21 protein-coding genes and 1 pseudogene are annotated in these 25,486 nt (G+C 35.2%); 9 read left to right on the top strand and 13 right to left on the bottom strand.

Annotated elements, in window-relative coordinates; genetic code table 11:
• Positions 1-12: 12 nt before the first annotated feature.
• Positions 13-1,026 (bottom strand): LLM class flavin-dependent oxidoreductase, encoded by a 1,014-nt coding sequence (locus ACFRAE_RS04775; RefSeq protein ID WP_422795981.1) that lies wholly within the window; start codon positions 1,024-1,026, stop codon positions 13-15.
• A gap of 1,505 nt (positions 1,027-2,531) precedes the next feature.
• Between ACFRAE_RS04775 and ACFRAE_RS04770 the strand changes: the two genes are divergently transcribed.
• The 4 genes and pseudogenes from ACFRAE_RS04770 to ACFRAE_RS04755 all read left to right on the top strand — a co-directional run bounded on the left by ACFRAE_RS04770 (position 2,532) and on the right by ACFRAE_RS04755 (position 4,142).
• On the top strand, positions 2,532-3,131 hold the full coding sequence (locus ACFRAE_RS04770) for a hypothetical protein (protein ID WP_422795980.1): 600 nt from the start codon (positions 2,532-2,534) through the stop codon (positions 3,129-3,131).
• A gap of 209 nt (positions 3,132-3,340) precedes the next feature.
• Positions 3,341-3,538, top strand: a complete 198-nt coding sequence (locus ACFRAE_RS04765; RefSeq protein ID WP_422795979.1) for a hypothetical protein — start codon at positions 3,341-3,343, stop codon at positions 3,536-3,538.
• Positions 3,508-3,708: pseudogene (locus ACFRAE_RS04760) on the top strand (transposase); the annotation flags it as partial. The gene ACFRAE_RS04765 and the pseudogene ACFRAE_RS04760, both read left to right, overlap by 31 nt.
• Before the next feature lie 104 nt (positions 3,709-3,812).
• Positions 3,813-4,142 carry a tetratricopeptide repeat protein gene (locus tag ACFRAE_RS04755; RefSeq protein WP_422796004.1) on the top strand — a complete coding sequence of 110 codons (330 nt, stop codon included), beginning with the start codon at positions 3,813-3,815 and terminating at the stop codon, positions 4,140-4,142.
• 175 nt (positions 4,143-4,317) lie between these two features.
• Here the strand turns inward: ACFRAE_RS04755 and ACFRAE_RS04750 are convergent, their stop codons facing one another.
• From ACFRAE_RS04750 to ACFRAE_RS04730, 5 genes are read right to left on the bottom strand one after another with little or no spacing between them, the layout of a single operon-like run.
• Positions 4,318-5,502, bottom strand: a complete 1,185-nt coding sequence (locus ACFRAE_RS04750) for a THUMP-like domain-containing protein (protein WP_422795978.1) — start codon at positions 5,500-5,502, stop codon at positions 4,318-4,320.
• Positions 5,495-6,763: an aspartate kinase gene (locus ACFRAE_RS04745; protein WP_422795977.1), complete on the bottom strand. Its 1,269-nt coding sequence runs from the start codon at positions 6,761-6,763 to the stop codon at positions 5,495-5,497. The genes ACFRAE_RS04750 and ACFRAE_RS04745 overlap by 8 nt, the downstream gene beginning before the upstream one ends.
• A 5-nt stretch (positions 6,764-6,768) precedes the next feature.
• Complete coding sequence (locus ACFRAE_RS04740; RefSeq protein ID WP_422795976.1) at positions 6,769-7,620, bottom strand: DUF3298 domain-containing protein; 852 nt, start codon at positions 7,618-7,620, stop codon at positions 6,769-6,771.
• Positions 7,598-8,050, bottom strand: a complete 453-nt coding sequence (locus ACFRAE_RS04735) for a GNAT family N-acetyltransferase (protein WP_422795975.1) — start codon at positions 8,048-8,050, stop codon at positions 7,598-7,600. The genes ACFRAE_RS04740 and ACFRAE_RS04735 overlap by 23 nt, the downstream gene beginning before the upstream one ends.
• Positions 8,051-8,052: 2 nt before the next feature.
• On the bottom strand, positions 8,053-8,739 hold the full coding sequence (locus tag ACFRAE_RS04730) for a YggS family pyridoxal phosphate-dependent enzyme (RefSeq protein ID WP_422795974.1): 687 nt from the start codon (positions 8,737-8,739) through the stop codon (positions 8,053-8,055).
• A gap of 74 nt (positions 8,740-8,813) precedes the next feature.
• Here ACFRAE_RS04730 and ACFRAE_RS04725 point away from each other — a divergent pair, with 74 nt between their 5' ends.
• The 3 genes from ACFRAE_RS04725 (at position 8,814) to ACFRAE_RS04715 (ending at position 15,522) form a co-directional block, all read left to right on the top strand.
• Complete coding sequence (locus tag ACFRAE_RS04725) at positions 8,814-9,515, top strand: DUF4296 domain-containing protein (protein WP_422795973.1); 702 nt, start codon at positions 8,814-8,816, stop codon at positions 9,513-9,515.
• A gap of 3 nt (positions 9,516-9,518) precedes the next feature.
• A complete protein-coding gene (locus ACFRAE_RS04720) occupies positions 9,519-11,894 on the top strand; it encodes an endonuclease MutS2 (protein ID WP_422795972.1) in 2,376 nt (791 codons plus the stop codon).
• Between the two features lie 370 nt (positions 11,895-12,264).
• The gene (locus ACFRAE_RS04715; RefSeq protein ID WP_422795971.1) at positions 12,265-15,522 is read left to right on the top strand and encodes a TonB-dependent receptor; all 3,258 of its coding nucleotides are present in this window, start codon (positions 12,265-12,267) and stop codon (positions 15,520-15,522) included.
• A gap of 78 nt (positions 15,523-15,600) precedes the next feature.
• Here ACFRAE_RS04715 and ACFRAE_RS04710 read toward each other — a convergent pair whose 3' ends face one another.
• Positions 15,601-16,305, bottom strand: coding sequence for a TIGR00730 family Rossman fold protein (locus tag ACFRAE_RS04710; RefSeq protein ID WP_422795970.1), 705 nt, complete (start codon positions 16,303-16,305; stop codon positions 15,601-15,603).
• A gap of 226 nt (positions 16,306-16,531) precedes the next feature.
• On the opposite strand from ACFRAE_RS04710, the gene ACFRAE_RS04705 reads away from it, so the two are divergent.
• Both ACFRAE_RS04705 and recR read left to right on the top strand, forming a co-directional pair.
• Complete coding sequence (locus ACFRAE_RS04705) at positions 16,532-17,806, top strand: Gfo/Idh/MocA family protein (protein ID WP_422795969.1); 1,275 nt, start codon at positions 16,532-16,534, stop codon at positions 17,804-17,806.
• 218 nt (positions 17,807-18,024) lie between these two features.
• Positions 18,025-18,639, top strand: coding sequence for a recombination mediator RecR (gene recR / locus ACFRAE_RS04700; protein ID WP_422795968.1), 615 nt, complete (start codon positions 18,025-18,027; stop codon positions 18,637-18,639).
• Here the strand turns inward: recR and ACFRAE_RS04695 are convergent.
• The 6 genes from ACFRAE_RS04695 to ACFRAE_RS04670 form a co-directional block, all read right to left on the bottom strand.
• Positions 18,636-19,856 carry an MFS transporter gene (locus ACFRAE_RS04695; protein WP_422795967.1) on the bottom strand — a complete coding sequence of 407 codons (1,221 nt, stop codon included), beginning with the start codon at positions 19,854-19,856 and terminating at the stop codon, positions 18,636-18,638. The genes recR and ACFRAE_RS04695 overlap by 4 nt on opposite strands.
• A 51-nt stretch (positions 19,857-19,907) precedes the next feature.
• On the bottom strand, positions 19,908-20,858 hold the full coding sequence (locus ACFRAE_RS04690; protein WP_422795966.1) for a bifunctional metallophosphatase/5'-nucleotidase: 951 nt from the start codon (positions 20,856-20,858) through the stop codon (positions 19,908-19,910).
• A complete protein-coding gene (locus ACFRAE_RS04685; protein WP_422795965.1) occupies positions 20,833-21,597 on the bottom strand; it encodes a 5'-nucleotidase C-terminal domain-containing protein in 765 nt (254 codons plus the stop codon). Before ACFRAE_RS04685 ends, ACFRAE_RS04690 begins: the two co-directional genes overlap by 26 nt.
• A 105-nt stretch (positions 21,598-21,702) precedes the next feature.
• Positions 21,703-22,938, bottom strand: a complete 1,236-nt coding sequence (locus ACFRAE_RS04680; RefSeq protein ID WP_422795964.1) for an ROK family protein — start codon at positions 22,936-22,938, stop codon at positions 21,703-21,705.
• 661 nt (positions 22,939-23,599) lie between these two features.
• A complete protein-coding gene (locus ACFRAE_RS04675; protein WP_422795963.1) occupies positions 23,600-24,862 on the bottom strand; it encodes a PQQ-dependent sugar dehydrogenase in 1,263 nt (420 codons plus the stop codon).
• 43 nt (positions 24,863-24,905) lie between these two features.
• Positions 24,906-25,472 carry a YqgE/AlgH family protein gene (locus ACFRAE_RS04670; protein WP_422795962.1) on the bottom strand — a complete coding sequence of 189 codons (567 nt, stop codon included), beginning with the start codon at positions 25,470-25,472 and terminating at the stop codon, positions 24,906-24,908.
• Between the last annotated feature and the right edge of the window lie 14 nt (positions 25,473-25,486).

The following is a 25,486-nucleotide window of genomic DNA, read 5'->3' as shown; positions in this document are numbered from 1 at the left end:
GCCGTGAAAAATTTAAGCCTTTGTAGGAGCGTTGATTAGTTCAAATGCTTCAGCAATAAAATTAAACGCATCTAAACGCTTTTGATCATCATAAATATAGTTTGTAACCATGATTTCATCTACTCCAATTTCTGTTATAAAAGAAGTTAGCTGGCTCGCTAAGGCATTTGCGTCGCCTACAAAAGTACAAGATACCATGGAATTAACTGCTTGTTCAATCTCAGTAATTCCAGCATAAATGGGCTTATCTGTCGGTGGAGATAAAGGTCTACGTTGATTGGTAATAATTCCTGCAAATAAATTAAATAAACTTGTCGACAATATTTGTGCTTCTTCTGTAGTCTCAGCAGCGATGACATTGACACATGCCATAAAATATGGTGTTTGCAGTTGTTCAGATGGTTTAAAATGGTCTCTATAAATCTTGGAGGCTGTTTTTAACATAGCTGGTGCAAAATGTGCTGCAAAGGCGTAAGGCAAACCTAATTCAGCTGCTAAATAGGCACTATCGGTACTGGATCCTAAAATCCAAATGGGCACTTGAACCCCTTCGCCTGGAAAGGCTCTAACTTTTGAAATAGCATTTTCTGCACTGAAATATTGTTGTAATTCCTTCACATCATCACGAAAGTAAAAAGCGGTATTCAGATTATTTCTTCGTAAAGCTAAGGCTGTAGTTTGATCTGTGCCAGGAGCTCTGCCCAGTCCTAAATCTATTCGATTAGGATAAATGGTGCCTAAGGTGCCAAACTGTTCTGCAATGACTAAGGGAGCATGATTAGGGAGCATTATTCCTCCAGAGCCCAAGCGAATATGCGAAGTGCAGTTGGCCAAATGTCCTATCAATACGGAAGTAGCCGAGCTGGCTATATGCTCCATATTATGGTGTTCAGCTAACCATAGTCTTGTATACCCCAAGGTATCAATATGCTGAGCACCTATTTTTGCTCGTTCGATCGCATCTTGGGTAGTTTTATTTTTACAAAGGTTTGCTAATTCTAAAACTGAAAATTGGACATTGTTCATGCGATAAAGATAATTTATCTTTTGCTTTGTTTGTGTAATCTGAATGTATGGATTTTCAAAAATCTACTTGATTTTCCTTGTTTGTTTTACTTATTGTGAATCTAAGTATGCTGTTGATAAAGTTCAAAAATCAAACTGCTTTAATAAGGATTTGCTTTGGATGTTCTTCGGGATTTTTCGGTTGATTTACGGCTAACCTCCGATGAAGATCCGAAGGAGATTTGTATGAATAGGCAATAATGTATTAAAATCTTAATTAGGAAATTCAGAAGATAAGCAAGAAGATCCTCTTTAAAAAAATAGTGAAATAGAACAATTAAAAACGTCAATTGTTTATTTTGATTTAACAATTCCATTAGCTGGTGCGACAATGAAAAATATTTTTAGTATACTGATCAAAATGGTATTATGGTAATAGCTAGTAATGGAGTAATTCTTCAAGATAAGATATGAATAGTATATTACACTCCATTCATGATGTCATTTGCTCAAGCCTTTGCTAATTTATACTTAAGTCAAAATATCCATAAAACAAAGGAGACTATGCTGTAATTTTTAAATTAACCAATGAACGATTAAGTAGTTCTAAAGGTAACATTAGTGAACCTTTTGAAAAAAATCATCATGGAAATATTAGAATTGCCTCCTGTATGTAAACATATCTGAAGTAGCGTTAAGTTGTTGCAACAAATGAGGAGTGGAAGACCATTCATAGACATTGGATTGGATCCTATCAGAGGAGGTTCAAGTATATTTTACCAAATGGAATAATGACTTTGAGAGCTCGTAATGAAAAGTTAATCGAGGATAGAGAAAGACTACTGACAGATCCAAAATACAGGGAGCAGATTTTTGCTAAACGTTTTTAAAAAGCCTTAGAAAATATTGAAAAAGAAATAAAAATAAATTCCCGAAAAAAGGGAGCGAATAAGATTGATATGATTGATTCTGCTATTCGAAAGTATATAAAGGATTTGATACGAAAGGTAATGTTTAGGATACACTAGATAAATATTCTGGATGGAAAATAGATCATGTTGAAAAATATTTTAATGAAAAGTTTGATAAATTACAACAATGAGGAATAATTAGCGTTCAGAAAAAGATGATTTTAAATAAAATTATCATTTAGAGATAAAAAATATTGAAATTATTTTTATATTATAGGTTTTTATTAATTCGAAATTTATGTTTATCGATTTTTTTGTGATATATGTGTTTATTTTGAAAAAATATCTATATTTAATAGAGTTATATAAACTAAAAATTAAATTATGAAATCATTCGTTTTTAAAATTTTAGCAAAGAAGAGTCCGAAAAAATTACTTTAGCATTAAGAAAATGTGTCTTATTCAAAGCTGCGACACCAAATTTTCTAAATTATGAGATAAAAGCATTTTCTGGATTGAGTATATCAATCCCAGAAGAGCCCAAATACAAAGATTTTTATAAAACTTTGTCTTGGTATAAAGAAGCAGTGGTTAAATTATTTAAATAAATAAAATATGAAAATTTTATATATAACATCAATTTTAATTTTAATAGCTGTTAATCCTAAAATCGTCCAAGCACAAGATAAACTTTCAGAAGTTAGAAATAAATATTCTGTTACTTATAAATTTGGGATCCCTGACAGCAAGGAAACCAAAAAATGGGGAATAAATAGCAATACGATCCAATTAGAAAGAAGCTTTACTGTCTACAAATTATTTTCAATAAGTCCGGTATTGTCTTATTCACATTTTGGTGGAGCAAACTTAATAAAAGAAGATATTGTTAGCATAGGAGGAAATATATCTATCTACCCTAAGTACTTAGCAAATTTGATAATGGGAGATTCTTATGATGCTAAAAGTGATAAAATGTATTTTAATGTTGGGCTTCAAAAAACTGTCAATAAAGCTGATCATATATTGGTATTTAATGCGGATTTGAATATATTTAATTTTAAAATTGGAGATAATTCTACTTTATCTCCAAATATTGGTTTTCAACAATTTATATCGTCAGATAAAGTTATAGAAGATTTGGGGTTTTATACGATTGGATTAAATTTTCTATTTAACGAGTTCGGGATAAGAAAAAAGATTAAAAAAGAGAGTTAAATGCATAAAAATGGTCTTGATTTTTGCGTATAATTAGTTGATAGTCAAATTCTTAAAAATGTAAATCAAGTCCTGTGTTAAGAGATAAAGTTATAGAGCCACGAAGTGCTCATGAATCCCTTTATAATAAAATTATTTATTCGTAAATTTTCGTAAATTGGATGATTTTTGCAAAGACCGCGAAGTAGCACCGAAGGTAAATTCAACCCATGTTAGAAGAAAAACGAATTGAAGATAAAAAATTAGGAAATAGATGCCGTAAAACAAGTTTGTGTGATAGTGAGATCATCAGCCTAATGGTTCCTTTTCATACAGCTCAATTTACGAATCTCAAGTCTTTCTATGTGCATGATGCCCTGCCTCATCTGAAGGATCTGTACGAAAATGCGCCATTATTGAATGTGTAAATGACGAATTGAAAAACACTTGTAAGCTATAGCATACAAGGCATAGGTCTGTAAATAACTTCTTATTGAATATTCTAGGAGTATTGGCAGCATATGCTTTCTTTCTTAAAAAACCTTCTTTAAATATTCAATTTGAACAGCAAGAAAATCGAGTATTCCTTGCTGCTTAAACCCAACTCAGTTTATTAGAGAAAGTTTCACAATTAAAAAATAAAAAGGCGCAATATTCTTTAGCAACCTGGTACCTTTATGGAAAGGTTGTTGATAAGAATATATTGAAAGCTGTAGAATTGTTAGAGTAGACATCACGTCAATTTTACCCGTTTGCATTATTAGATTAGCTGTTTGTTATAAAAAAGGCAAAGGAGTCGAAAAAAATGATAAATATGCATTTTCGTTATATTTGAAATCAGTATTATTAGGTGATAAAGAAGCAATTTATGAAATTGCTAGGATGTTATGTTATGGAATTTGGGGGCACGAAAATCGAATTTTAACACAGGATTGTATTGATTTGGCTGATTATTTGAAGGTAAAAAATTTGATGGTTTTTTATAGGGAATGTAACTGTTTAAATGACTATATTATTTTGCAAATCCAATAATTCACTTATCAAAATTGACGAGGCGAAAATTCAGTCAGACGCTCAGGTTGTACGCAATAACAGTCTAACAAATAGAACGGAGGATCAAATATATATCGAACTGACGTTAAATAAACAAAATATGATAGCTCCTTAAAAAAATATATAGATAGCCTAATTATTTTATGACGATGAATTAACTTATTCGCTTGGCAGCAATAACTATTAGCTGATTACTGATATCGGTGGTGAAAAATAAATACTGTTTTCCACCATCTTTAATTTTATATTTCTTTTTGATGATTTCGACTTTTTCTGGAAAGTTTCTTGTTGCTACATTGGCTTGAGGCCATGGATTATTTTTTTTGAAATCAGTAAGAGATAGAACTGTTTCGATTTCAAACACACGGCCAGGGAAATCGGTTTCCAATTTCTCGGAAGTGTATAGGTGGCTGTGCTGATGTAGTTTTCCTAGACCAAATTGCTTTCCCACCGATTTGAATGCTCCAGCTTTCATAATGGCCACATCAGGATCATAAAGGTAATGTTGCGGTTTTAGGAATCGGCTAATGATTCCTCGTTCTTCTTCATAAGTAAACTCAAAACTTTGTAATTGATTCTGAAATAAGCGTATGGCCCTAATCTTGGCTTGACCGGAATAATCTTTATCTTGGATAAATAATAATTCTTTACAATCATTGTCTAAGCTGATTACATAAATATATTTGACTCGGCTCAGCTGTTCAAGTGCCATTGAAATGTCAAGCAAAGGAGACAATTTGCTAATGATGTATTTACTTTTTTGGAAAAATAATTCCTGATATTCCAAAAGATTAGGTTCGCAATGTGCTAATAAAAATACTTTACCTTGATTGATTCTTCTAGAAGGATCAACATAGATATAATCAAAAGCTTGGTCATCACTTTGCCGTAGTACTTCAATGCCATCTCCCGCATAACAGATTAAGTTTTGAACTTTCAGTACAGCAGCATTATGATGAACTATCGCAGAAAGTTTTTCATTCAATTCGCAATGAATTAATTCGGAAGCTTCTTGGGCCATGTAACAACTATCTACACTAAAACCTCCCGTTAAGTCAATAACTCGAGTACCTTTATGAATCAACAGTTGTTTAATTAATGCAGTATGTTCTGAAGAACATTGTTCAAGGTTTATTTTGTCAGGATAATAAATACCTTCACTGTTGGCCCAGGTAGGCAATTTTCGGACACTTCGTTGCCATCCATCTATTTGCGATGCCAACTCAGCTGAACTCACATGTTCAAAAGGACTTTTCTTTAAAGCAATCTCCACCGGTGATTTCTCCCGATTTGCTTTAAGGTAATTTTGTACATCCTCTTTTAATATATGTTTATTCATCTTTGTTTTTCACCAGCATTTGGCAAGTGTAACTGTCCTTAAGTTCGCGAATTATTTCCTTATTTACTAATACTCGATCTATCGTTTGTTGATTGTAGTATCGAATGGTAATAAGTTCAAGTCCTTTTTCTACCGAAACTTTGTAACGTTGTTTCAATTGTTCCAATAGATTCAATACATTTTCTCCAGTATCGTCTACGCTGACTGAAAAGCTGATGGCAGAATTGTGCATCATATTGATTTTAATACGATGATTGTGGAAAGCATTGAAAATATGACTTAAATTATCCTCGACGATGAAGGAAAAATCGCGGGGCTGTATATTGATAAATACTTGATTCACCTTAAAAATGAAGGATGGAACCGGCAAGGTTTGATTGGTCGTTTTAATCTGGGTGCCAGGAGCAGAGGGATTAATAAAAGACCTTACATTTAAAGTGATTTTTTTGTTTTGTAAAGGTTTGATCGTTTTTGGGTGAATTACAGTAGCGCCATAGTAGGTCAATTCGATAGCATCGGTATAGGACAATTCTGGAATAAGCTCTGTTTGATCAAACCATTTAGGATCGGCATTCAACACGCCGGGAACATCTTTCCAAATGGTGATGTTTTCAGCGTTTAAACTGGCAGCGAATATGGCTGCAGAATAATCTGAGCCCTCTCTACCTAATGTAGTTGTAAAGTTTTCAGAAGTAGAACCAATAAAACCTTGCGTAATAATAATTTGATCGTCCAGAATAACCGGAAAATCTTTACGTATTTTTTCCTCAGTTTTTTCCCAGTCTACTTTAGCTTCTTGGTAAGTATTGTCGGTAAATATATAGTCTCGAGCATCTACCCATATCGCTGGTAAACCTTGATTTTGAGCATAAGCTGCTATAATTTTAGTCGACAGTAATTCGCCGATGGATACGATTTGATCAAATAGGTAATCAAAGCTGTCTTGAGCTTCTTCTTCTAATATCCATTCGACCTCGACAAATGTATTGGCAATATCATCATAAATTGAAGCCGTACGGTCTGTAAAAAGCTGATCTAATAACTCGAAATGTTCATTTTTCAATTGCTCTAACAGCTGTAATGGATCCCCCTGATTTTTGAAATAATCGCTTGTAATCTGAGCTAGTTTATCAGTCGTCTTTCCAATAGCAGATACGACTACCAATAATTCCGTATCCTTATATTTTTCAATAATAGATACGACGTTTTTAATATTTTCAGCACTTTTTACCGAAGCACCACCAAATTTAAATACTTGCATTTATGCTAGTTAATAGTTTGATAAAAGTCTTTAATATGCTTTACATATTGTTTTCCAGTATTCGTAAGGATATGTTCAACTTGTTCATAAGGTACAATAAGTTGTGTTGGACCTGCTGAATAAGGTTTTATTTCATACGTGTTATAAAAAAAAGCAATACCTTTTTTTAAAAATCCATAGTTGGCTGCTAAAGCAAATTTTCCATTTTCGAAGAAATAATCCCTTTCTAAGTTGCTTGTATCTTGCAAACCTTCTTGATTTCTGAAAATTTTTTCTGCAATTTTAGTAAAATCTTTTATTTTATCCTCAGAAATAAAACGATTAAGGTCTAGTTTTTTATAGTCCTGTAGTGAATAGTTGGACCAGAGTTCAAAATAATTGCCATGTGCTCCGCCCGTGAATTCATAGGTTCTATTCCGTATACTGATGATTTCTGGCGTTAGCACTTGTACATCAACATTGGTTTCTTTGGACCATGCTATAGGATATTGAATGTCGTTTTCTTCAATGAAATTGCCATAACTTTCAATGAAATTATTGACGTAATGTTGAATATTCGTTTCGCCTTCTAACAGCATAGCATCGGTCACTATACCATTTAGTATACTATCCTTAAATTCAGGGTAAGTTATTTTTACAAAGCTAGTGTCCAGCTGACCCTCGTTTTCAGTAAGATATGGACTAGCCTCGAAAACTGTTTTTTGCTGGTATACGGCAGTGTCTGTCAGGTTTTTATTGAATATGCTGTGTGCCTTTGTCTGCTCAGCAGGTGGACGAAGACATGCCTGACTTAGGTACAAACAAACTACAATGAAAACATAGCGTAGGATAGTTTTATTGAAAATTAATGCTAACATTTATCCATTCCTCATCAAAATTGCAATCGTATTTCTTATAAAAGTCAATTGCAGGTTTATTCCAATCTAATACTTGCCACATCATACCACTGTAATTGCTGGTTTTTGCATAATTAATGGTATGATCTAAAAGCAGTTTTCCATAACCTTTGCCTCGGTATTGTTCGGTAATGATTAAATCTTCTAAATATAATCTTCTACCTTTCCAGGTGGAATAGCGGATATAATATAAAGAAAGAGCTACTATGCTACCGTCTATTTCACCAACAAATGCGGCCCATACGGGGTTATTTCCGAATCCAGCATCTTCAAACTCAGCTAGACTAACAGTGACTTCATTTGGAGCTTTTTCAAATATGGCTAATTCTTGAATGAGCTCCATCATCCTTGGACAGTCAGATCGTTTGGCTGATCGTATTTGAAAATTCATACTTACGCTTTAAAATGTTTGATTACGCGTTGGCCAAAGATGGTACTGCCTAATCGGACCATATTAGCTCCTTGTTCTATGGCTAATTTATAATCTGAGGACATACCCATCGATAAGATTTGAAAAGAAGGATCTTTTCGGAAATAGGTGGTTTTGATTCCATCAAATAAGATCTTCAATTCGTAAAATTCTTCTTTTATAATGCGTTCATTACTGGTATTACTAGCAATACCCATGAGACCACAGATTCTGATGTTTTTTAGTTCTTGCAATTCTTCACTGCGTAATAGTTCAATAACTTCCGCATGGTCTAACCCAAACTTGCTGTCTTCATCTGCAATATAGACTTGTAAAAGACAATCAATAATTCGATCGCTTTTTAAAGCATGTTTATTAATTTCTTGTAATAGTTTTAAGGAATCAACAGAATGTATAAGGGAGATGAAGTCTGCAATGTATTTCACCTTATTTGTTTGAAGATGACCTACTAGATGCCATTGTATATCTTTGGGAAGTGCTTCATGCTTGGCTGTAAGCTCCTGAACTTGATTTTCACCAAATATGCGCTGGCCAGCCTGATAGGCTTCTAAGATGTCCTCATTGGATTTTGTTTTTGAAATAGCAATTAATTGAACACCTATAGGAGTTAATTCGTTTTGTAAAGTTTCAATATTTGATGAAATACTCATAGTAATGGATACTCTTTAATTAAATTTGGAAAGCTATATGCTAGGATTTACTTAATTTTGTACAAATTTACGAAATGCATCGATTAATAATTGTTTTATTGCTGTTGTTTTTTATCAGTTCTTCTTGTAAGAAAGGTACTCCAAGGGGTATACTTTCCGAGAAAGAGATGATTGCCTTATTTACAGATATGCATATACTTGATGGTTACTTGGTGTCGCTATCTCCTGATAGTGCTCGAAAAGTAATCGATCCGCTTTACGAAGAATTGTTTTTGAAATATGACCTAGATTCCAATTCATTTAAAAATAACCTAGTTTACTACTATGGAAATCCAAAACTAAATGAGCGCACCTATACGGAGGTGGTTAAGAATTTGGAATTGGAAGAACGTGAATTTGTAAAAATGGACTCCATAAAAAATGCTGTTTATCAAGACAGTGTCAATAGAACTATGAAGGAGCAGCGCATAGTCAATCAGTTAAACAACATGATCTTAAATGCGAAATCGGATTCGATAAACTTAACAATATTGGATTATTCTAGAAGGACGTTTGAAAATTCTGGAATTTCATTTTTATTAGAAAAGAATTTCTTTCATGGTGCTCCATTGAAACTTCCTAAAGATAGCACAGCTTTAAAAAATAGCCCTGTATTGGATAGTTTAGTAAAGAAGCCAAGTTTACCTGATACATTAAAATTAAAAGAACAGGAATCCCCAAGTTTGCGAGTGAAACCTGTATTACCATCCAAGCGAAAACACCAACTCATACCTTAAGTCATGATTTATCCGAAAAATGCCGTTGAGAAGTTAGGATTTATTGAAATCAAAGACTTAGTAAAAGCGAAATGTTTAACTGAAGCTGGTAAGGAGCTGGTTGATAAAGTACAACCACAAACGAAACTGGAAAATATAGATCGTTTTTTACGCCAAACGAATGAATTTAAACAGGTTTTGCTGCATGATGCACCACTACCTATAGACCATTTTTACCCTATAAAATCCTTTATAGAGAAAGCAAAAGTGGAAGGTTCGTTTTTGTTAGAAGATGAGTTTTATAAAATTCTCTTGTCTTTAAGAACAGTTTATGCGATCATACGGTACTTTAATGAACGAGAACAGCAGTATCCGAACTTGGAATTACTGTTTGAGCATTTACCCATAGAAAAATCTATCGTTAGACATATAGAAAACGTACTCGATGAACGTGGAAAAATAAAAGAAAATGCATCTCGATTGTTGTTGGAAATCAGTCAGCAAATTTTAAAGTCTGAACAAGAAGCTAGAAAACGTATAGATTCTGTTTTTAAGCAAGCGCAAGGGCAGGGATGGACAGCAGATGGCAACTTGACTATTCGGGATGGCCGCCTATGTATTCCTATTTTAGCGGAGAATAAACGTAAGATTAAAGGATTAATTCATGATGTGTCTGCTACGGGACAAACGGTTTATTTAGAGCCAGAAGAAGTCTTTCAATTAAATAATAAGATCAGGGATCTGGAGTTTGAACGCAGGCGGGAAATCATCCGGATTTTGATTCAGTTAACGACTGAATTGCGTCCGCATGTGCCTTTATTGTTCTCTTATCATGGGCTATTGACCAAGCTGGATTTTGTACGAGCGAAAGCTTTGTTTGCCATAGATATCGAAGGGCAAATGCCAGAAATAATCAATCAACCGAGTATTTCATTGACGAATGCAAAGCATCCGCTGCTGTTTTTGACGGCTAAAAAAGAGAAATTAATGGATGTAGTTCCACTTAATTTGAAGATTGATGAAGTGGATCGAATATTATTGGTATCTGGTCCAAATGCGGGTGGAAAGTCTGTTTGTATGAAAACGGTTGGTTTATTGCAACTGATGGCGCAATCGGGTTTTCTGATTCCTTGTGATTCCAGTTCGAAAGTAGGTGTGTTTAAACAGTTTTTTGCAGATATAGGTGATGATCAGTCTATCGATAGTGATTTAAGTACTTATAGTGCTCATCTATCGAAAATGAAATACTTCACGCAATTTGCGGATGCAAAATCATTGTTATTGATCGATGAGTTTGGTACAGGAACGGATCCTCAATTTGGTGGACCTATTGCAGAGGCGGTATTGGAAGTGTTGAATAAGAAGAAGGTGAGGGGGGTTATTACTACGCATTATTCGAATTTAAAAGTTTTTGCAAGTAATCAAGAAGGTATTGAAAATGCATCCATGCTGTTTGATAACGAGGCTATGAAACCTCGCTATATCTTGCAAATTGGAAAACCTGGAAGTTCTTATGCGTTTGAAATAGCGCAAAATATCGGATTGCCTAAAGAGGTGATTCATTTGGCAAAGCAGAAGATCGGTGTTCAACAAAAGAAAGTGGATACCTTGCTGGTGGATTTGGAACGGGAGAAAAAGGAAATTTACGATACTAAAACGGCTATTCAACTGCGCGAGAAGGAAATGCTGAGCCAACAAAGCGAATTGACGGAATTAAAAACGTATTTGGAGGAACATAAATCTCAACTGATCAAAGCGGCTAAGGAGGAAGCAAGAGCAATTATCAAGAATGCGAATAAGCTAGTAGAGAATACCATTTCGGAAATTAAGTCCACGCAAGCGGATAAAGATAAAACTAAAAAACTCCGTGCTAGTCTGCAGCAAGAGGCTGATCTGCTTAAAGAAAAAATGGTTAAAGTCGTTAAGCCGAATATCATAGTTGAGCCCTCTGAAGATTTAGCAGTAGGGGATTGGGTGAGAATTGTGGATACGGGCAATGAGGCTCAGGTGATTGAAATTGCTAAAAACAACTTAATATTAGCTTTAGGTGAATTGCGTACGGTCGTGAAAAAGAATAAGGTAGAGAAGTTGCGAGGTAAGGAAAAAGCGAAAGCGACCAAGCGATTTAAATCTGTTTCTTCAGATAGTGTGGCAGATTTTCATCCAGAGATCGATGTGCGAGGCCTACGTACAGAGGATGCAATTAATAAACTGGAACTGGTTCTGGATCGTGCAGTGATGATTGGCTATCCATCGTTGAAAATAATTCATGGTCGTGGGGATGGAATTCTGCGTAGATTCATTCGAGAATACTTGCGAAAATATGCTCAAGTGAGCCGTTTTGAAGATGAGCATGCAGACCGTGGGGGAGATGGCATTACCTATGCTTATCTGGCTTAAGATTAGCCTATTTTATTCAATTCAATTTCCTCTTTAGGACCTTGATAATCATACAACTTGAGTCTTGTTTGGATAGGTTCGTTACTAAATTAGGTTAAAACAGAAATTTCTAGTCACAATAGTAAAAAAACTTTTCCACATTTAACAAAAGTTAAAAATTGTTAAAATTTTAATTATCCATACTTTTGATTGTGGATTTAATAATTATTATGCGTGCATTGTAATAAAAGTATTATTTCCTAAGTGTATTATTTACTCATTTAAGCCAAAAGTGTTTAAGGAGTGCCCTTGGTGTATATTAAGTTTGTGTTAAGCATCCAACAAAGTCAATTTGGCTTTTTAATTTTGCATTGGAAAAACAACAAACTTTATGAAGAAATCTTTACTTTTCTTTGCTTTAGTTCTTGCAAGTTATGGAACCATCCAAGCGCAAGTAACTACAAGTAGCATGACGGGTGTAGTCACTCAATCGTCGGGATCCTCGACTTCAGGTGCTACCATCAAAGCGGTGCATACCCCATCAGGTACCACTTACTCTGGTTCAGCAAATGAATCAGGTCGTTTCAATTTGGCGAACATGCGTGTCGGAGGTCCTTACCGTATCGAAGTGACGTATGTGGGTCAAGATCCTATCGTTTATGATGATGTTTACTTACAATTAGGTCAACCTTTTGTATTGAACCCCGTGTTTGGTGCAAATGCAGGTACTGAGATTGCCGAAGTAACGATCGTAGGTACACGTTCCTTAACCAACAAAAACACGGGAATTTCTACTAATATTTCGAGAAAGAAAATTGAGGAAATGCCTGCAATTTCTAGAAGTATTACCGATTTAACTAAACTTACTCCACAAGCGAACTCACAAGGTGATGGTTTTTCATTTGCTGGACGTAATAGTTTATTTAATTCATTGACATTAGATGGTGCTCAAATGAACAATGCATTTGGTTTGTCTTCTTTACCAGGTGGTGGTACAGGTGCTCAACCTTTTTCATTAGACGCTATTGAGGCTATTCAAATTAACCTTTCGCCATATGATGTTAGTCAAGGCGGTTTTACAGGTGCTAGTGTAAATGCAATCACGAAAAGTGGTTCTAATAAAGTTACTGGATCGGTTTATACGTATTACAAAAATCAAGATTTACAAGGATACAAAGTTGGTGATCTTGATATTGCTAAAACAGAAACGTACACCAACAAACAAATTGGAGCTAGTTTAGGTGGACCAATTATTAAAGATAAATTGTTTTTCTTTATCAACGGTGAACATACTACGCGTGTTACTCCTGGTACTAACATGCTTGCAAACCGCGGAACAGAAGCTGGTGGTAATATCTCTAATGTATTGGCCTCTGATTTAGATGTTGTAAAAGATTTATTAATCTCTAAATATGGATATGATCCAGGTACTTATGAAGGATATAATAATGATCAGAAAGCGACCAACTTAACGGCAAGATTTGACTGGAATATCAATGACAAAAACAAATTAACCGTTCGTTATAACTTTTTGAAATCTTTTAGAGACGTTAATCCAAGTGGTTCTAATTCAAGAGGTAGAGGTACTTCTTTAACCTCCATGAATTTCTCTGGTTTACGTTACAGACAAAATGAGAACATCAACTCTATTACGGCAGAATTAAATTCATCTTTCAATTCTCAATGGTCAAATAATTTAAAAATGACTTATTCAGGATTTCGTGCTAAACGTGATATGTTAGGTGGTGCTTTCCCATTAGTGGATATTGAGAATGGAGCTGGCGCAAATTACATATCTTTTGGTTCTGAACCTTTCTCAGGATTGAATGTGTTGAATCAAGATTTATACTCGCTTTCTAATGATTTAAATTTATATGCAGGAAATCACAAATTTACTTTTGGAGCTTCTGTAGGATTTCAACAATACGATAACGCATTTGCTCAAATGTTTAATGGTCAATATCGTTACAATACATTAGATGATTTTTTGAATGCAGCTCAAGGAAGTACTACTGTAAAACCATTGTTATATCAGTTAACCTACTCAGCTGTTAGTGGAACACCTAGACCTAGTGCTAAATTTAGTTTGATGCCTATCTCTGTATATGCTCAAGATGATTGGTTTGCAATGCCTAATTTGAAATTTACTTATGGTGTGCGCTTAGATATGCCAATTTATACAGCAAATATTACAGCAAATGATAAAGTAAATGCCATGACATTTAAAGATGGGCAAGGCTCAGACGAGAAATTAGATGTGAGTAGATTACCAAAATCACGTGTGCAAGTTTCTCCAAGAATTGCTGTAGATTATGATGTATATGGAAATAAATCGTTAGTACTTCGTGCTGGATCAGGTCTATTTACAGGAGGTGTACCGGGGGTTTGGTTAACAAACCAAGCTGGACAAACTGGATTATTATTTGGTAGTGATTTCTTAACAAATCCAGAAAATAGACCATTTTCTAATGATCCAACAGCTTATATTCCAAGCAATCCTTCTGCTCTTTCTTCGTACGAAATTAATGCGACTGCAAATAATTTCAAATTACCTCAAATCTGGAGATCTAGCTTCGGTGTAGATTATACTTTCCCTTGGAAAACTAAAATCTCTGTAGAAGGTATGTTCACCAAATCTTTGACAGAAGTTTACCACAGAGATGCAAATCAAGTAGCAGCTAGTGGTCAATATTCTGGATTAGGTGATACGCGCCATTATTATGCTGGTACAAACGGAACGGATAATCGTATTAACTCATCGATTACACGTGCTATTGTGTTAGATAATACAAGTAAGGGACATGCTGCTAACATTACAGTTCAATTATCGCAAACATTTGGTAAATACGGTGATGTTATGGTAGCCTATACCAAAAGTGATGCACGTGATGTAACTTCAAACCCTGGTTCTCAAGCAAATTCAGCATACACAGGTAATCCAGTTGTTGACGAGCCAAACAAACCAGTTCTTTCGTATACAAACTTCCTAGTTTCTGATCGTGTAGTTGCTGCGGTAAATATCAACTTTGCAATTGCTAAAAACTTCCCTTCTAAAGTTGGTTTATTCTACGAAGGAAGACCATATGGTGATCAATACGGTGCTACGAGATTCAGTTTCTTAACTACGAATGATCCAATGAGAATTGCAAGTAGAATTTCTAATCAATTAATGTTTGTACCTGGAAGCAGAGAGCAAATCGAATTGGTAGATATTCAAGAAAATTCAAAAAACAGAACGGTATTTGAAAGTGCAAATGATCAATGGACTCGCTTAAATGCATTCATTAATCAAGATGATTATTTAAGTTCAAGAAAAGGAAAATATGCTGAACGTAATGGTGCTCAATACCCTTGGATGAATCGTTTTGATTTACGTTTTATGCAAGAGATTTCTGCATTATTGAAAAACAATGATCATAAATTACAATTATCGATTGATATCATCAATTTAGGTAACTTATTGAACAGCGAATGGGGTACAACAAAAATCCCAGTTACGAATAATGTATTGCAATTTGTAAACAAGGACAACCAAAATAGACCTGTTTATCAAGTGAATCAAGCATTAGGTAATGAAACTTACCGTGTGAATACGGGTATGGATTCTAGATACCAAATTCAATTAGGTGTACGTTATATCTTTAATTAAGATATCCTATTCTAGAAAAAAAAAGGCTGTATCATCGAAAGATGATACAGCCTTTTTGCTTTTATAGTTATTCTATTTTTAAAAGTTTGGTTTCAATAGATACTTATCATAGAATCTAAAGATATGTTCTGCGGCTTCTTCGGCAGTGTCGACCATACGGTAAAGGTTTAGATCTTCTTCTGAAATATACTTATTTCCTAGCATGCTGTTTTTTATCCAGTCAAATAAGCCATTCCAATAATCTAGACCGACTAATACAATTGGGAATCGAGCAATCTTACCCGTTTGAATAAGAGTTATGGCTTCAAATAGTTCGTCCATGGTACCAAATCCGCCTGGCATTACAATATAGCCTTGGGAATATTTCATGAACATGACCTTACGAACAAAGAAATAATTAAACTCCAACAATTTATCCCGATCAATATACTTGTTGTGAAATTGTTCAAAAGGCAATTCAATGTTTAAGCCTACGGATTTTCCTCCAGCAGTATAAGCACCTTTATTTGCAGCTTCCATAATACCGGGGCCGCCTCCAGATATTACCCCATACCCTCGATCAGCTAAAAGCCTACCGATTTCTACGGTCATTTCATAATATTTATGATTTTCTGGGGTTCTTGCCGACCCAAAAATAGAGACACAAGGTCCAATTTTAGCTAGTTTTTCAAAACCATCAACAAACTCTGCCATGATTTTAAATATCTGCCAAGAGTCTTTTACTTTTATTTCTTGCCAATTTTTATTGGCAAAGGATCTTATGATTTTTTCGTCTTTTGTCATATTTGTAAAATCTTTATCTGCATACTCATTTATGCACCTCATTTCTTCCTAGTGAAATATAAGATTTAATCTTAAAATAATTACTAGAAACTAAGTTGTTTTTTCTAATAATAGTTCCTTTTAAAAGTTCATTCATGTAAATTTTGATTATTAAAATGCTTTCCATAGCTTTAAATAAGTAAACCTATTTTAAACAAGGACAAAGAGTCAACTAGTATAGACCTAAATGAACAGAAGAAAATTTATAAGCAATGCAGCTTTAGGAGCAGCCGCATTTAGTATCCTTCCTAGACATGTGCTAGGAGGCAATGGTTTTTTAGCGCCAAGTGATCGTATCAACCTGGGGTATATTGGTGTTGGTAAACAAGTTGGAACCTTGTTAAATGGACTCATGGGGCTTCCAGAAACCATGGTATTGGCTGCTGCTGATGTAGATAGCACGAAATTAAATCGTTTCATTGGAGAGGCTAATACGCATAATGCGAAGAAATCTGCACATCAAGTAGAAGGCTATAAGGATTACCGCGATTTATTGGCACGAAAAGATATCGATGCTGTCGTGATTGCATCCCCGGATCATTGGCATGCATTGCATGTGATTCATAGTGCCAAAGCCGGAAAGGATATCTATTGTGAAAAGCCATTGGCATTAACGATAGATGAAGGTAGAGCGATGGTCAATGCTGTAAGAAAGTACAAACGTGTCTTGCAAACTGGAAGTATGCAGCGATCATACCATAATTTCCGTCATGCTGCAGACCTGATTCGTAATGGATATATTGGTCAAATAAAAGAAGTTAATGTTTCTGTTGGAGATCCAGTAAAGGAATGTGATTTACCTTGGTTAGACGCACCTGCGCATTTAGACTGGGATTTTTGGGTAGGCCCTTCCTTATACCGGGGTTATCACCCTGTATTGAGTCCGCTAATTGATGCACCTGAATGGGCGATGTGGAGGTTATATCATGGATTTGGGGGAGGATATATCACTGACTGGGGAGCGCATATGTATGATATTGTGCAATGGGCTTTAGATATGGATCACAGTGGGCCAGTATCATTTACGCCACCGGAACAAGCGAATGCAAAAGAAGGACTTTATTATAATTATGCCAATGGGGTGAAAGTTACTCATAAAGCATGGGGTAAATTCAATGCCATTCAGTTTATAGGTACCGAAGGTAAAATAGAAGTTTCCAGGGAATTTTTAAATTCTGACAAATCCAATTTGCCTAAAACAATCGCGGAGAAAGATCGCAAAGTGTACTATTCTGAGAATCATTACAAAGATTTTGTAGATTCCATCAAGAAAAGAAGTAAGCCAATCTGTGATGTGGAAATCGGACATCGTACAGCTACTGTTTGTAATGCTGTAAATATTGGCTACCAATTGCAAAAAACAATTAAGTGGGATCCTAAAAAGGAATTGTTTGACAATCCATTTGCAAACAACTTAAAAACTAGGCCTTATCGAGGTGAATGGAATTATTTGGATTTTTAATCCAATAGCATATGGTAAACGCTTGATTACGATCGTAATCAAGCGTTTTTTTTGGTCTCAGGCATTAATTCTCGAGTTTATTAGAAATATGGGAACTCGGTGTTTTATGCTGAGGGATTATGATATGCTCCCTAAGAAGCAGTTTTTTTTAACTAATCTGTCTATATTCCTTCAAATATTTACAGATTAATTCCTTCAATATTTTGTAATTTTGAAGAATGAATTTTTCATCAAGATTATTGGAATTAGCGGTGGATGAGTTTGCAAAGCTGCCGGGCGTAGGTAAGAAAACAGCCTTGCGATTAGTATTGCATTTACTTAAGCAATCTGATTCAGAAGTTCACAGTTTTACGCAAGCAATTGATAAACTTAAAAGCGATATCAAATATTGCCGCACCTGTTTTAATATTTCTGATCATAATTATTGCGAGATATGCAGCTCCGTTAAAAGAGAGCATGGAATAGTCTGTGTAGTTGAAGACACTCGTGATGTTATGGCTATCGAAAACACCAACCAATATCATGGCGTTTACCATGTCTTAGGAGGATTAATTTCTCCAATGGAAGGAGTAGGGCCTGCTGATTTAAAAATTGAAGGACTTATCGAACGTGTTAAGCAAGGTGATATCCAAGAGGTCATTTTAGCATTAAGTGCAACGATGGAAGGAGACACCACTATATTTTACCTTTATAGGAAGCTGAAGGAGTATAATATTCAAATTAGTACAATTGCACGAGGCATTTCTTTCGGTGGGGAATTGGAATATGTAGATGAAATCACGTTAGGGAGATCCATTGCTACTCGGGTACCCTACGAACGTAATGTAGGTTAAGTTTTTGTTTTAAGGAGTTTGTCTATAATAAAATAATAAGAAAAGCTGCAAGCGACTAATGTAAACCCAGTGGCGAACCATAGCGTATGGTAACCAAAATGCTCCGCAATATAAGTTCCTAAATAGGCTGTAAAAATATGCGATGCAGCAAAAGATAATGCATTTAATCCCATGTAAGCTCCCTGATTATTTTTACTTGCTCGATGAATAGCGACTGTAGCCGAAAATGGTAAAGTCAGCATTTCCCCCGAGGATAGGATAAACATTGCAAAGTATAGCCATACGATTCCAAAGTCTAAGGTTAACATAAAATAAGATAATCCCGCTAAGGCGGTTCCCCAGAACATGATTTGTTTAACTTTAAATCGATGTTCAGCCCAATGCACCAAAATCATTTCAAACAAGACGATCACAAAACCACTAAACCCAAGAATTAAACCAATTTGGTCTGGTTTTAATTGATAAATTTCTTTATAAAAGAGGGGTAGTGTACCTAACAGTTGAAAAAATGCTAAAGAGAAAAAGAAGCATGTAAGGCTAAAAATCAGAAATAATCCATCGGTATATGCATTACGTTTCGTTGGATTGATTTCCGCGTGCCCTGTTTTTGATTTCTCGACCGTGGATACAGCGACCCTTTTACGAAAGAAAATCGTTAACACAACAGCTGCACACGCTGCACCAAAAGCATTTCCATAAAAAATCAAATCATAGGAATAAGTTGCTAAAAAGCCGCCAAGAGCGGGGCCAATAGAAAATCCAAGATTGATTGCCATGCGGTTTAACGAATAGGCTCGGGTAATATTCTCCGGTTTAGCATACCTGGCTACAGCCACTGAATTTGCAGGCCTAAAGATATCAGTGCTGATACTCAATATAAATATCATGAAACTTAATCCATGAAATGTTTTAAAATGAGGTAATACCAAGAAAATAGGGATGGCCAATAATAAGCTCATCATCTGAACCTTATAACTGCCAAGTCTATCGGTTAACCAACCACCTACCCAGGATCCAACCACGGAACCCAATCCAAAACAACCGAGAACAATGCCTACTTGCGTTTTCGAGAATCCCAACGCCGATGACATGTATATTCCTAAAAATGGGATAACCATTGATCCGGTACGGTTTATTAGAATAACTAATGCCAATAACCATGCGGCGGAGGAGAGCCCCCGATAAGAATCTACATATAATTTAATAAGCGTTTTCAACTTTTGATAATCCCCAAAATGCGATAGATAAACTGTAAAAGAATAAACCTATTATGCCAGATCTAATTGTGCGTCAATAGGGTAATTGTAAGCGATTGTTCTTTGGATATTTTTTTGTTTATCAAAAATAAAATCTATTCTTCCTAGATTAACCCCCGAACGTCCAGTCTGATTTACCAAGGTTATTTTACCATCTAAATTGCTAACCTCGGTTGGCTTATCTAAAAAGGTATGCGTGTGGCCACCGATGATTAAATCAATATCTTTGGTGTTTTTTGCTAAGATTAAATCAGAGACCTTTTCATCATCGTATTGGTAGCCAATATGCGATAAGCAAATAATTAAATCACATTGATGGTCCGTTTTCAAGGTCTTGGTCATTTTTTGAGCAACTTCGATAGGATCTTTGATTAGCACATCCTTATAATGATTCGGATCTACCAAACCAGCTAAATCTACCCCCACTGCAAAAACACCTATTTTAATCCCTTGTCTTTTAAAAATCATGAATTCTTTAACTTTTCCAGCTAATATTGTATTGCTGAAATCGTAATTTGAAGATATGAATGGAAATTTTGCTTCATGCCAATGCTTTGCCAAGCCAGAAAGACCATTATCGAATTCGTGATTTCCAAAAGTGCCCGCATCATAGCCAAGCTCACTCATCAATTGAAGTTCAAGCTTACCTCCAAAAATATTGTAATATGGCGTACCTTGAAAAATATCCCCTGCATCAAACAACAGGACCTCTTCCTCTTCTTGCCTAATTTTCTTCAATAAAGTGCTCCGACGAGCTACGCCTCCTAATCCTTGCAATCGACTTCCATCCATTGGGAAAGGATCTATGCGGCTATGCACATCATTGGTATGCAGAATGGTTATTTTAATAGGTTTTCTATTTGCAAAACCTGTATTTGGTAAACCAATTAGACTGCTTGTTGCACCAATTGCTACTAATCCTTTTAAAAACTTCCGTCTATTGAATGATTTTAACTCTTCCATCTAATGCTGCTTCTACTTGTCTACCAGATTTTGTTAATGTTTGTATATAGTCAATAAGTGATTCACGTACAAGTGAAGGAGCGGTAATCCGACTTATTGGATTAGAAAGCCCTTGTACATGGTCTCCACCATTGGCTACAAAATCATACGTAACCAATTTGTATGACTTATTAGGATCTATAGTCTCCTTATTTATAAGAAAAGAAACCAATTGTTTGTTTTTGATAACTATGCTTGCACCGGCTATGGGTTGACCATTTGTTTCGGCAATAAACTTCGCCAATAATAAGACATCAGTTCCTTTCAATTCTAAAATAGTAATGGCATTTTCAAATGGCATAAATTCAAAAATATTACCCACCGTGATATTTCCTTGTTTTATACTCGAACGCATGCCATCTTTTGTCGCCAAGGAAAAATCGACAGAGGCGTCCATGTTTTTACCAATAACTAATAACGCATCTGCAAAGAAATTTCCCAGCTGAGATTCTGCAAGACTTCTATTTTGTGCCATACTTTCCTTGGACAGCCCAATTACTTCAGACATTTTTGCTTCTAGCTGTTGACGATAGGGGATGACTAGGGTATTAATCTTTGGATCCTCTTCCAATTTTGAGTCAATAGCAATCATTTGCTTTTGACTATCCTGCGATTGGTAATAATTCGTTTTACAGGAATTAAACAGTAAAAGAAATAGGGAGATCCCTAAAAGAAAATGCTTATTCAACCTTCTGCGCATATCAACTCAATTTTACACAAAGTTATTAAGATTGCAGTAAATTAATAACAATCGCTTCTTTTATTTCTAAAAGACATGAAAGTATAACTTTATCCTAACTTAAAGTTAATTAAGGTTTAGCCGATCTTCAAAATAACGTTGAACAAAATAACGAGCAAGACCTATCGGAATTGCGGTTTCCTTCAAATTGGAAACCTGTATTTCGCAATTGCTTGATATTCTAGTCATGGAATAGGTTTGTATTTGTTGTAAGATTGGAGTAGTAATCAAGTTGGAAGCCTTAGCAAATTGTCCAACTAATACGATAGTTTCCGGATTGAATACTTGTAGGAAAAAGGAGATTGCTTTCCCGAGTTTCGTGCCCAGATCAGATATAAGCTCGATGGCGTATTGATCCCCATCCAATGCGGCTTGAATAATATGAAAGGGTTGAAGTTCTTCATTGTTAAATTTATTAGCAATCAAGGTTGGGATACCATTTTCAATATCTCGAATAGCTTTTTTAACCAATGCAATACCAGATACTAAGGTTTCCAAACAACCGCGTTTCCCACAATAACAAAGCTCTCCATCCTCTACGAAGCTGATATGTCCCATTTCGCCGGAAAAACCATTTTTACCCATATATACTTCCCCATTGGTGATTATTCCTAATGAAATTCCCCAATCTAAGCGGATAACCAATCCATCCTTTCTATTACGTAGTTGCCCAAGCTGTTGTTCGGTCAGTGTATAAATCTTCGAATCATTAATGATCCTGGTTTTTTTATTAAATACTTTTTCGATTTCTAGTTCTAAGTGAAAATTAGGCTCATAAAAATACGTGTAATTGTCTCCCGTAACCTTATCTATTAAGCCAGGCATAGAAATCGCAATACCTGATAGTTCGGGCCATAAGATAGATTCCTCCTCCTTAAATTTTCTAATGATATCGTAAAATTGGTTCAGTTGATTTAAATCTCTCGACAACTGCAAGGGATAACGTTTCGTTTTGTTCAATACATTTCCGTTATTATCCACTAACGTTAGAAAACAACCATACTTGTCCAGCTCTATCGTTAACACTTTGAATAAATTATTATTCAATTGGTATAGGTTTGGTTTTCTACCTCCAAGCGACTCCCCACGTTCATGCTGGATGAGTAAATTTTGTTTTACTAAATCGACAATTAATGTATTTAATGTAGGGAAACTCAAATCAAGTTTTTTCATGAGCTCGTTTACGGAGGTTTTTTCTATTTGGTATACTGTTTTTAATAACGTAAATTTTTTTCTAGCAGTTTTCGCTATAGTTTGTGTTTTACTTGGGTTAGGGAAAAACGATCTTTCTACAAAATTCATAACATTGAGGTGTAAAATACGCTGTTCTTAATAATAAAATCCTGTTTTGGTGAGTGTTTAAATTGCTAAAAGGATTTGCTTATTGAAAACATTTATTTGAGTACTTGATTAAAATTTTTCTAAAATAGATATTTATTTTATAAATAGCAAATAGATGAGGTCTGAGAAAATGAAAAATTAAACTATTGGTTACTTAATCAGGTGTATTGAAAAATAAAATTACCTAAAAAATTATATTTAAAAATATTAATTTTTGATAAAACATATTATTTAATGAGAAATAATATATTTGAAGCGGATTTTTAGTAGATTCAGTTTAGCTAATTCATTACATCGACGAATCCCTATTAACCAGCTGTTATTATTAACCCTATTCACTTATTATTTCAATGAAATGCTAAGCATTATTTAAAAAATAATTATTATTTGCTTTACCTAAATTTTTATCCTTTGCCTTTGAAGATTAACACATCGAATACAGTTAGGAGCGTCCAGTTCAATTTGTATATTAGATCACTAAGTATCATCCATTCCAGTGCTTAGCCTTAGCACTTGAAGCAATTATCAGGAACTGGATAGAATTTAATTGCGTTGCAAACGCACTCAAAAAAAATAGGCTTCTTTTTTAAAGAAGCCTATTTTAAATTTGTTATTTTTTTATTTATTTCTTGTCAATTTTATAAAGTTTACCAGCATCTGTCAGCGCGTATATTGCACCATCTTTACCTTGAACAACTTCTCTGAAACGTTGGCCTTCTTTTGCTAAAAGTCTTTCTTCACCCACTACTTTATTGTTTTCAATGACTAATCGAGCAATGTGTGTGCTGCTTAATCCACCAATGAAAAGATTGTTTTTCCATTCAGGAATATTTGAACCGGTATAAAAAATCATTCCGCTTGGCGACAATACAGGATCCCAATAATATACAGGTTGCTCCATTCCTTCTTTTTGTTGAATCGGAGGATTACCTATTTCTTTACCATTGTATTCTATACCGTAAGTAATGGTTGGCCATCCATAATTTTTACCAGGTTTAACCAAGTTCAGTTCATCACCACCTCTTGGTCCAAATTCGGTATTCCATAAATCACCAGTTTCAGGATGTATAGCAATTCCTTGCACATTACGGTGACCATAACTTAATATTTCTGGACGAGCTTTGCTGTCTCCTTCATAAGGATTTCCTGCTACTGCTTTTCCATCTTTAGTAATTCTTACAATTTTACCTAATGCGGAGCTTAAATCTTGTGCTTGTGGTCTAGTTACGGCATCCGAACGTTCACCGGTGCTTACGATAAGGTTGCCATTTTGATCAAAAATAATCCGTCCACCATAGTGTAGTTTACCATCGTGAGAAGGCAATGCTTGATAAATGACCGTAGCACCTTCTATTGTTTTTTCGTCTGCTGCAAGTTTACCTTTAGCTACTGCAGTATGATTGCCACCGCTGCTTGCAGGTTCTGCAAATACCCAATAAACCATTCTATTGCTGCTGAAATCAGGATCTAATGCAATACCCAAAAGACCACCTTGACCTTGCGCATCAACTTTAGGCAAGCCTGTGATGGCTTCACTTAGCTGGCCAGTGGACGTGTCAACGATTTTAAAATTCCCAGCTTTCTCGGTAACTATTAGTCTTCCATCAGGTAGTACAGCAGCTGCCCAAGGACTTTTTAGACCTTCTGCAACGACTTTACCTTCAAAGGCTGTCGTTGTTTTAACTCCAGCTATTCTAGTTTGTCCAGCAAATGCAGGTTTGTAGGCACTGTTAGCAGGATTAGTTTCTACAGGAGCCAACTTAGTCGTGTCTTGTGTTTGTTTGCTACTGTCAGTTACCTCATTCCCATTGGTATTGGTGCCAGAACAGGCCACAAAGACTGTGGTTGCTGTGTAAAATAATACGTGGCTAATGTGTTTTTTCATCGTAGTGTTTTATTTATTAGATTCTATGTGTTATTGCTATTTATTAATTGAATTCTGGTCGTTTAGGGAAATTTGCAACATGTGCATACTTTGGTCCCAAGCTGATCACGGCCTCTTTCCATAGGTCCTCTCCATCCGAAATAAAGGTAAGGTCTATATTGAACGTATTGTGAACGGCCCAGGAATTATCCTTGATTTCCTTTTCCAATTGACCTGAACTCCATCCTGAATATCCTAAAAAAAGTTTTACTTCCTTGCTGCTGATTTGATTGGTGTTAATTAATGTTTTCAGTAAGTCAAAATCTCCTCCCCAGTAGAGATCATCCATAATATGATTTCCGCTTTGGAGTTTATCAAACGCCTTATGGATAAAGAATAAAGCATTACCCTCTACAGGCCCCCCAAAATTTAATGGAAAGGGTGTTCCATCCAGCTGATCAACAATATCTTGCAAAGTCAGCATGGATCGATGGTTTAGAATTAACCCGATAGAACCTTCCTGTGGGTCATGTTCACAGAGTAAAATAACCGATCGCTCAAAGTTTTGATCCAACATAAATGGTTCAGAAATGAGTAAACTTCCAGTCTTGGCCGTAAATTCGCTAAACATAATTGACTTTCTTA

Source organism: Sphingobacterium sp. HJSM2_6 (assembly GCF_049316305.1).
In the GTDB taxonomy this organism is placed as follows: Bacteria; Bacteroidota; Bacteroidia; order Sphingobacteriales; family Sphingobacteriaceae; genus Sphingobacterium.
Note: the sequence above shows the minus strand (reverse complement) of the source record. Positions and strands in the feature narration are given on the sequence as shown.

Excerpts from the sequence above, each read along its gene's own strand:
- ACFRAE_RS04765 (WP_422795979.1), top strand. The coding sequence starts at position 3,341 with ATGTTAGAAGAAAAACGAATTGAAGATAAAAAATTAGGAAATAGATGC.
- ACFRAE_RS04670 (WP_422795962.1), bottom strand. The coding sequence starts at position 25,472 with ATGTTTAGCGAATTTACGGCCAAGACTGGAAGTTTACTCATTTCTGAA.
- ACFRAE_RS04685 (WP_422795965.1), bottom strand. The coding sequence starts at position 21,597 with ATGCGCAGAAGGTTGAATAAGCATTTTCTTTTAGGGATCTCCCTATTT.
- ACFRAE_RS04720 (WP_422795972.1), top strand. The coding sequence starts at position 9,519 with ATGATTTATCCGAAAAATGCCGTTGAGAAGTTAGGATTTATTGAAATC.
- ACFRAE_RS04690 (WP_422795966.1), bottom strand. The coding sequence starts at position 20,858 with ATGGAAGAGTTAAAATCATTCAATAGACGGAAGTTTTTAAAAGGATTA.
- ACFRAE_RS04725 (WP_422795973.1), top strand. The coding sequence starts at position 8,814 with ATGCATCGATTAATAATTGTTTTATTGCTGTTGTTTTTTATCAGTTCT.
- ACFRAE_RS04705 (WP_422795969.1), top strand. The coding sequence starts at position 16,532 with ATGAACAGAAGAAAATTTATAAGCAATGCAGCTTTAGGAGCAGCCGCA.
- ACFRAE_RS04775 (WP_422795981.1), bottom strand. The coding sequence starts at position 1,026 with ATGAACAATGTCCAATTTTCAGTTTTAGAATTAGCAAACCTTTGTAAA.
- recR (WP_422795968.1), top strand. The coding sequence starts at position 18,025 with ATGAATTTTTCATCAAGATTATTGGAATTAGCGGTGGATGAGTTTGCA.
- ACFRAE_RS04735 (WP_422795975.1), bottom strand. The coding sequence starts at position 8,050 with ATGAATTTTCAAATACGATCAGCCAAACGATCTGACTGTCCAAGGATG.
- ACFRAE_RS04680 (WP_422795964.1), bottom strand. The coding sequence starts at position 22,938 with ATGAATTTTGTAGAAAGATCGTTTTTCCCTAACCCAAGTAAAACACAA.
- ACFRAE_RS04745 (WP_422795977.1), bottom strand. The coding sequence starts at position 6,763 with ATGCAAGTATTTAAATTTGGTGGTGCTTCGGTAAAAAGTGCTGAAAAT.
- ACFRAE_RS04770 (WP_422795980.1), top strand. The coding sequence starts at position 2,532 with ATGAAAATTTTATATATAACATCAATTTTAATTTTAATAGCTGTTAAT.
- ACFRAE_RS04750 (WP_422795978.1), bottom strand. The coding sequence starts at position 5,502 with ATGAATAAACATATATTAAAAGAGGATGTACAAAATTACCTTAAAGCA.
- ACFRAE_RS04710 (WP_422795970.1), bottom strand. The coding sequence starts at position 16,305 with ATGACAAAAGACGAAAAAATCATAAGATCCTTTGCCAATAAAAATTGG.
- ACFRAE_RS04675 (WP_422795963.1), bottom strand. The coding sequence starts at position 24,862 with ATGAAAAAACACATTAGCCACGTATTATTTTACACAGCAACCACAGTC.
- ACFRAE_RS04730 (WP_422795974.1), bottom strand. The coding sequence starts at position 8,739 with ATGAGTATTTCATCAAATATTGAAACTTTACAAAACGAATTAACTCCT.
- ACFRAE_RS04740 (WP_422795976.1), bottom strand. The coding sequence starts at position 7,620 with ATGTTAGCATTAATTTTCAATAAAACTATCCTACGCTATGTTTTCATT.
- ACFRAE_RS04715 (WP_422795971.1), top strand. The coding sequence starts at position 12,265 with ATGAAGAAATCTTTACTTTTCTTTGCTTTAGTTCTTGCAAGTTATGGA.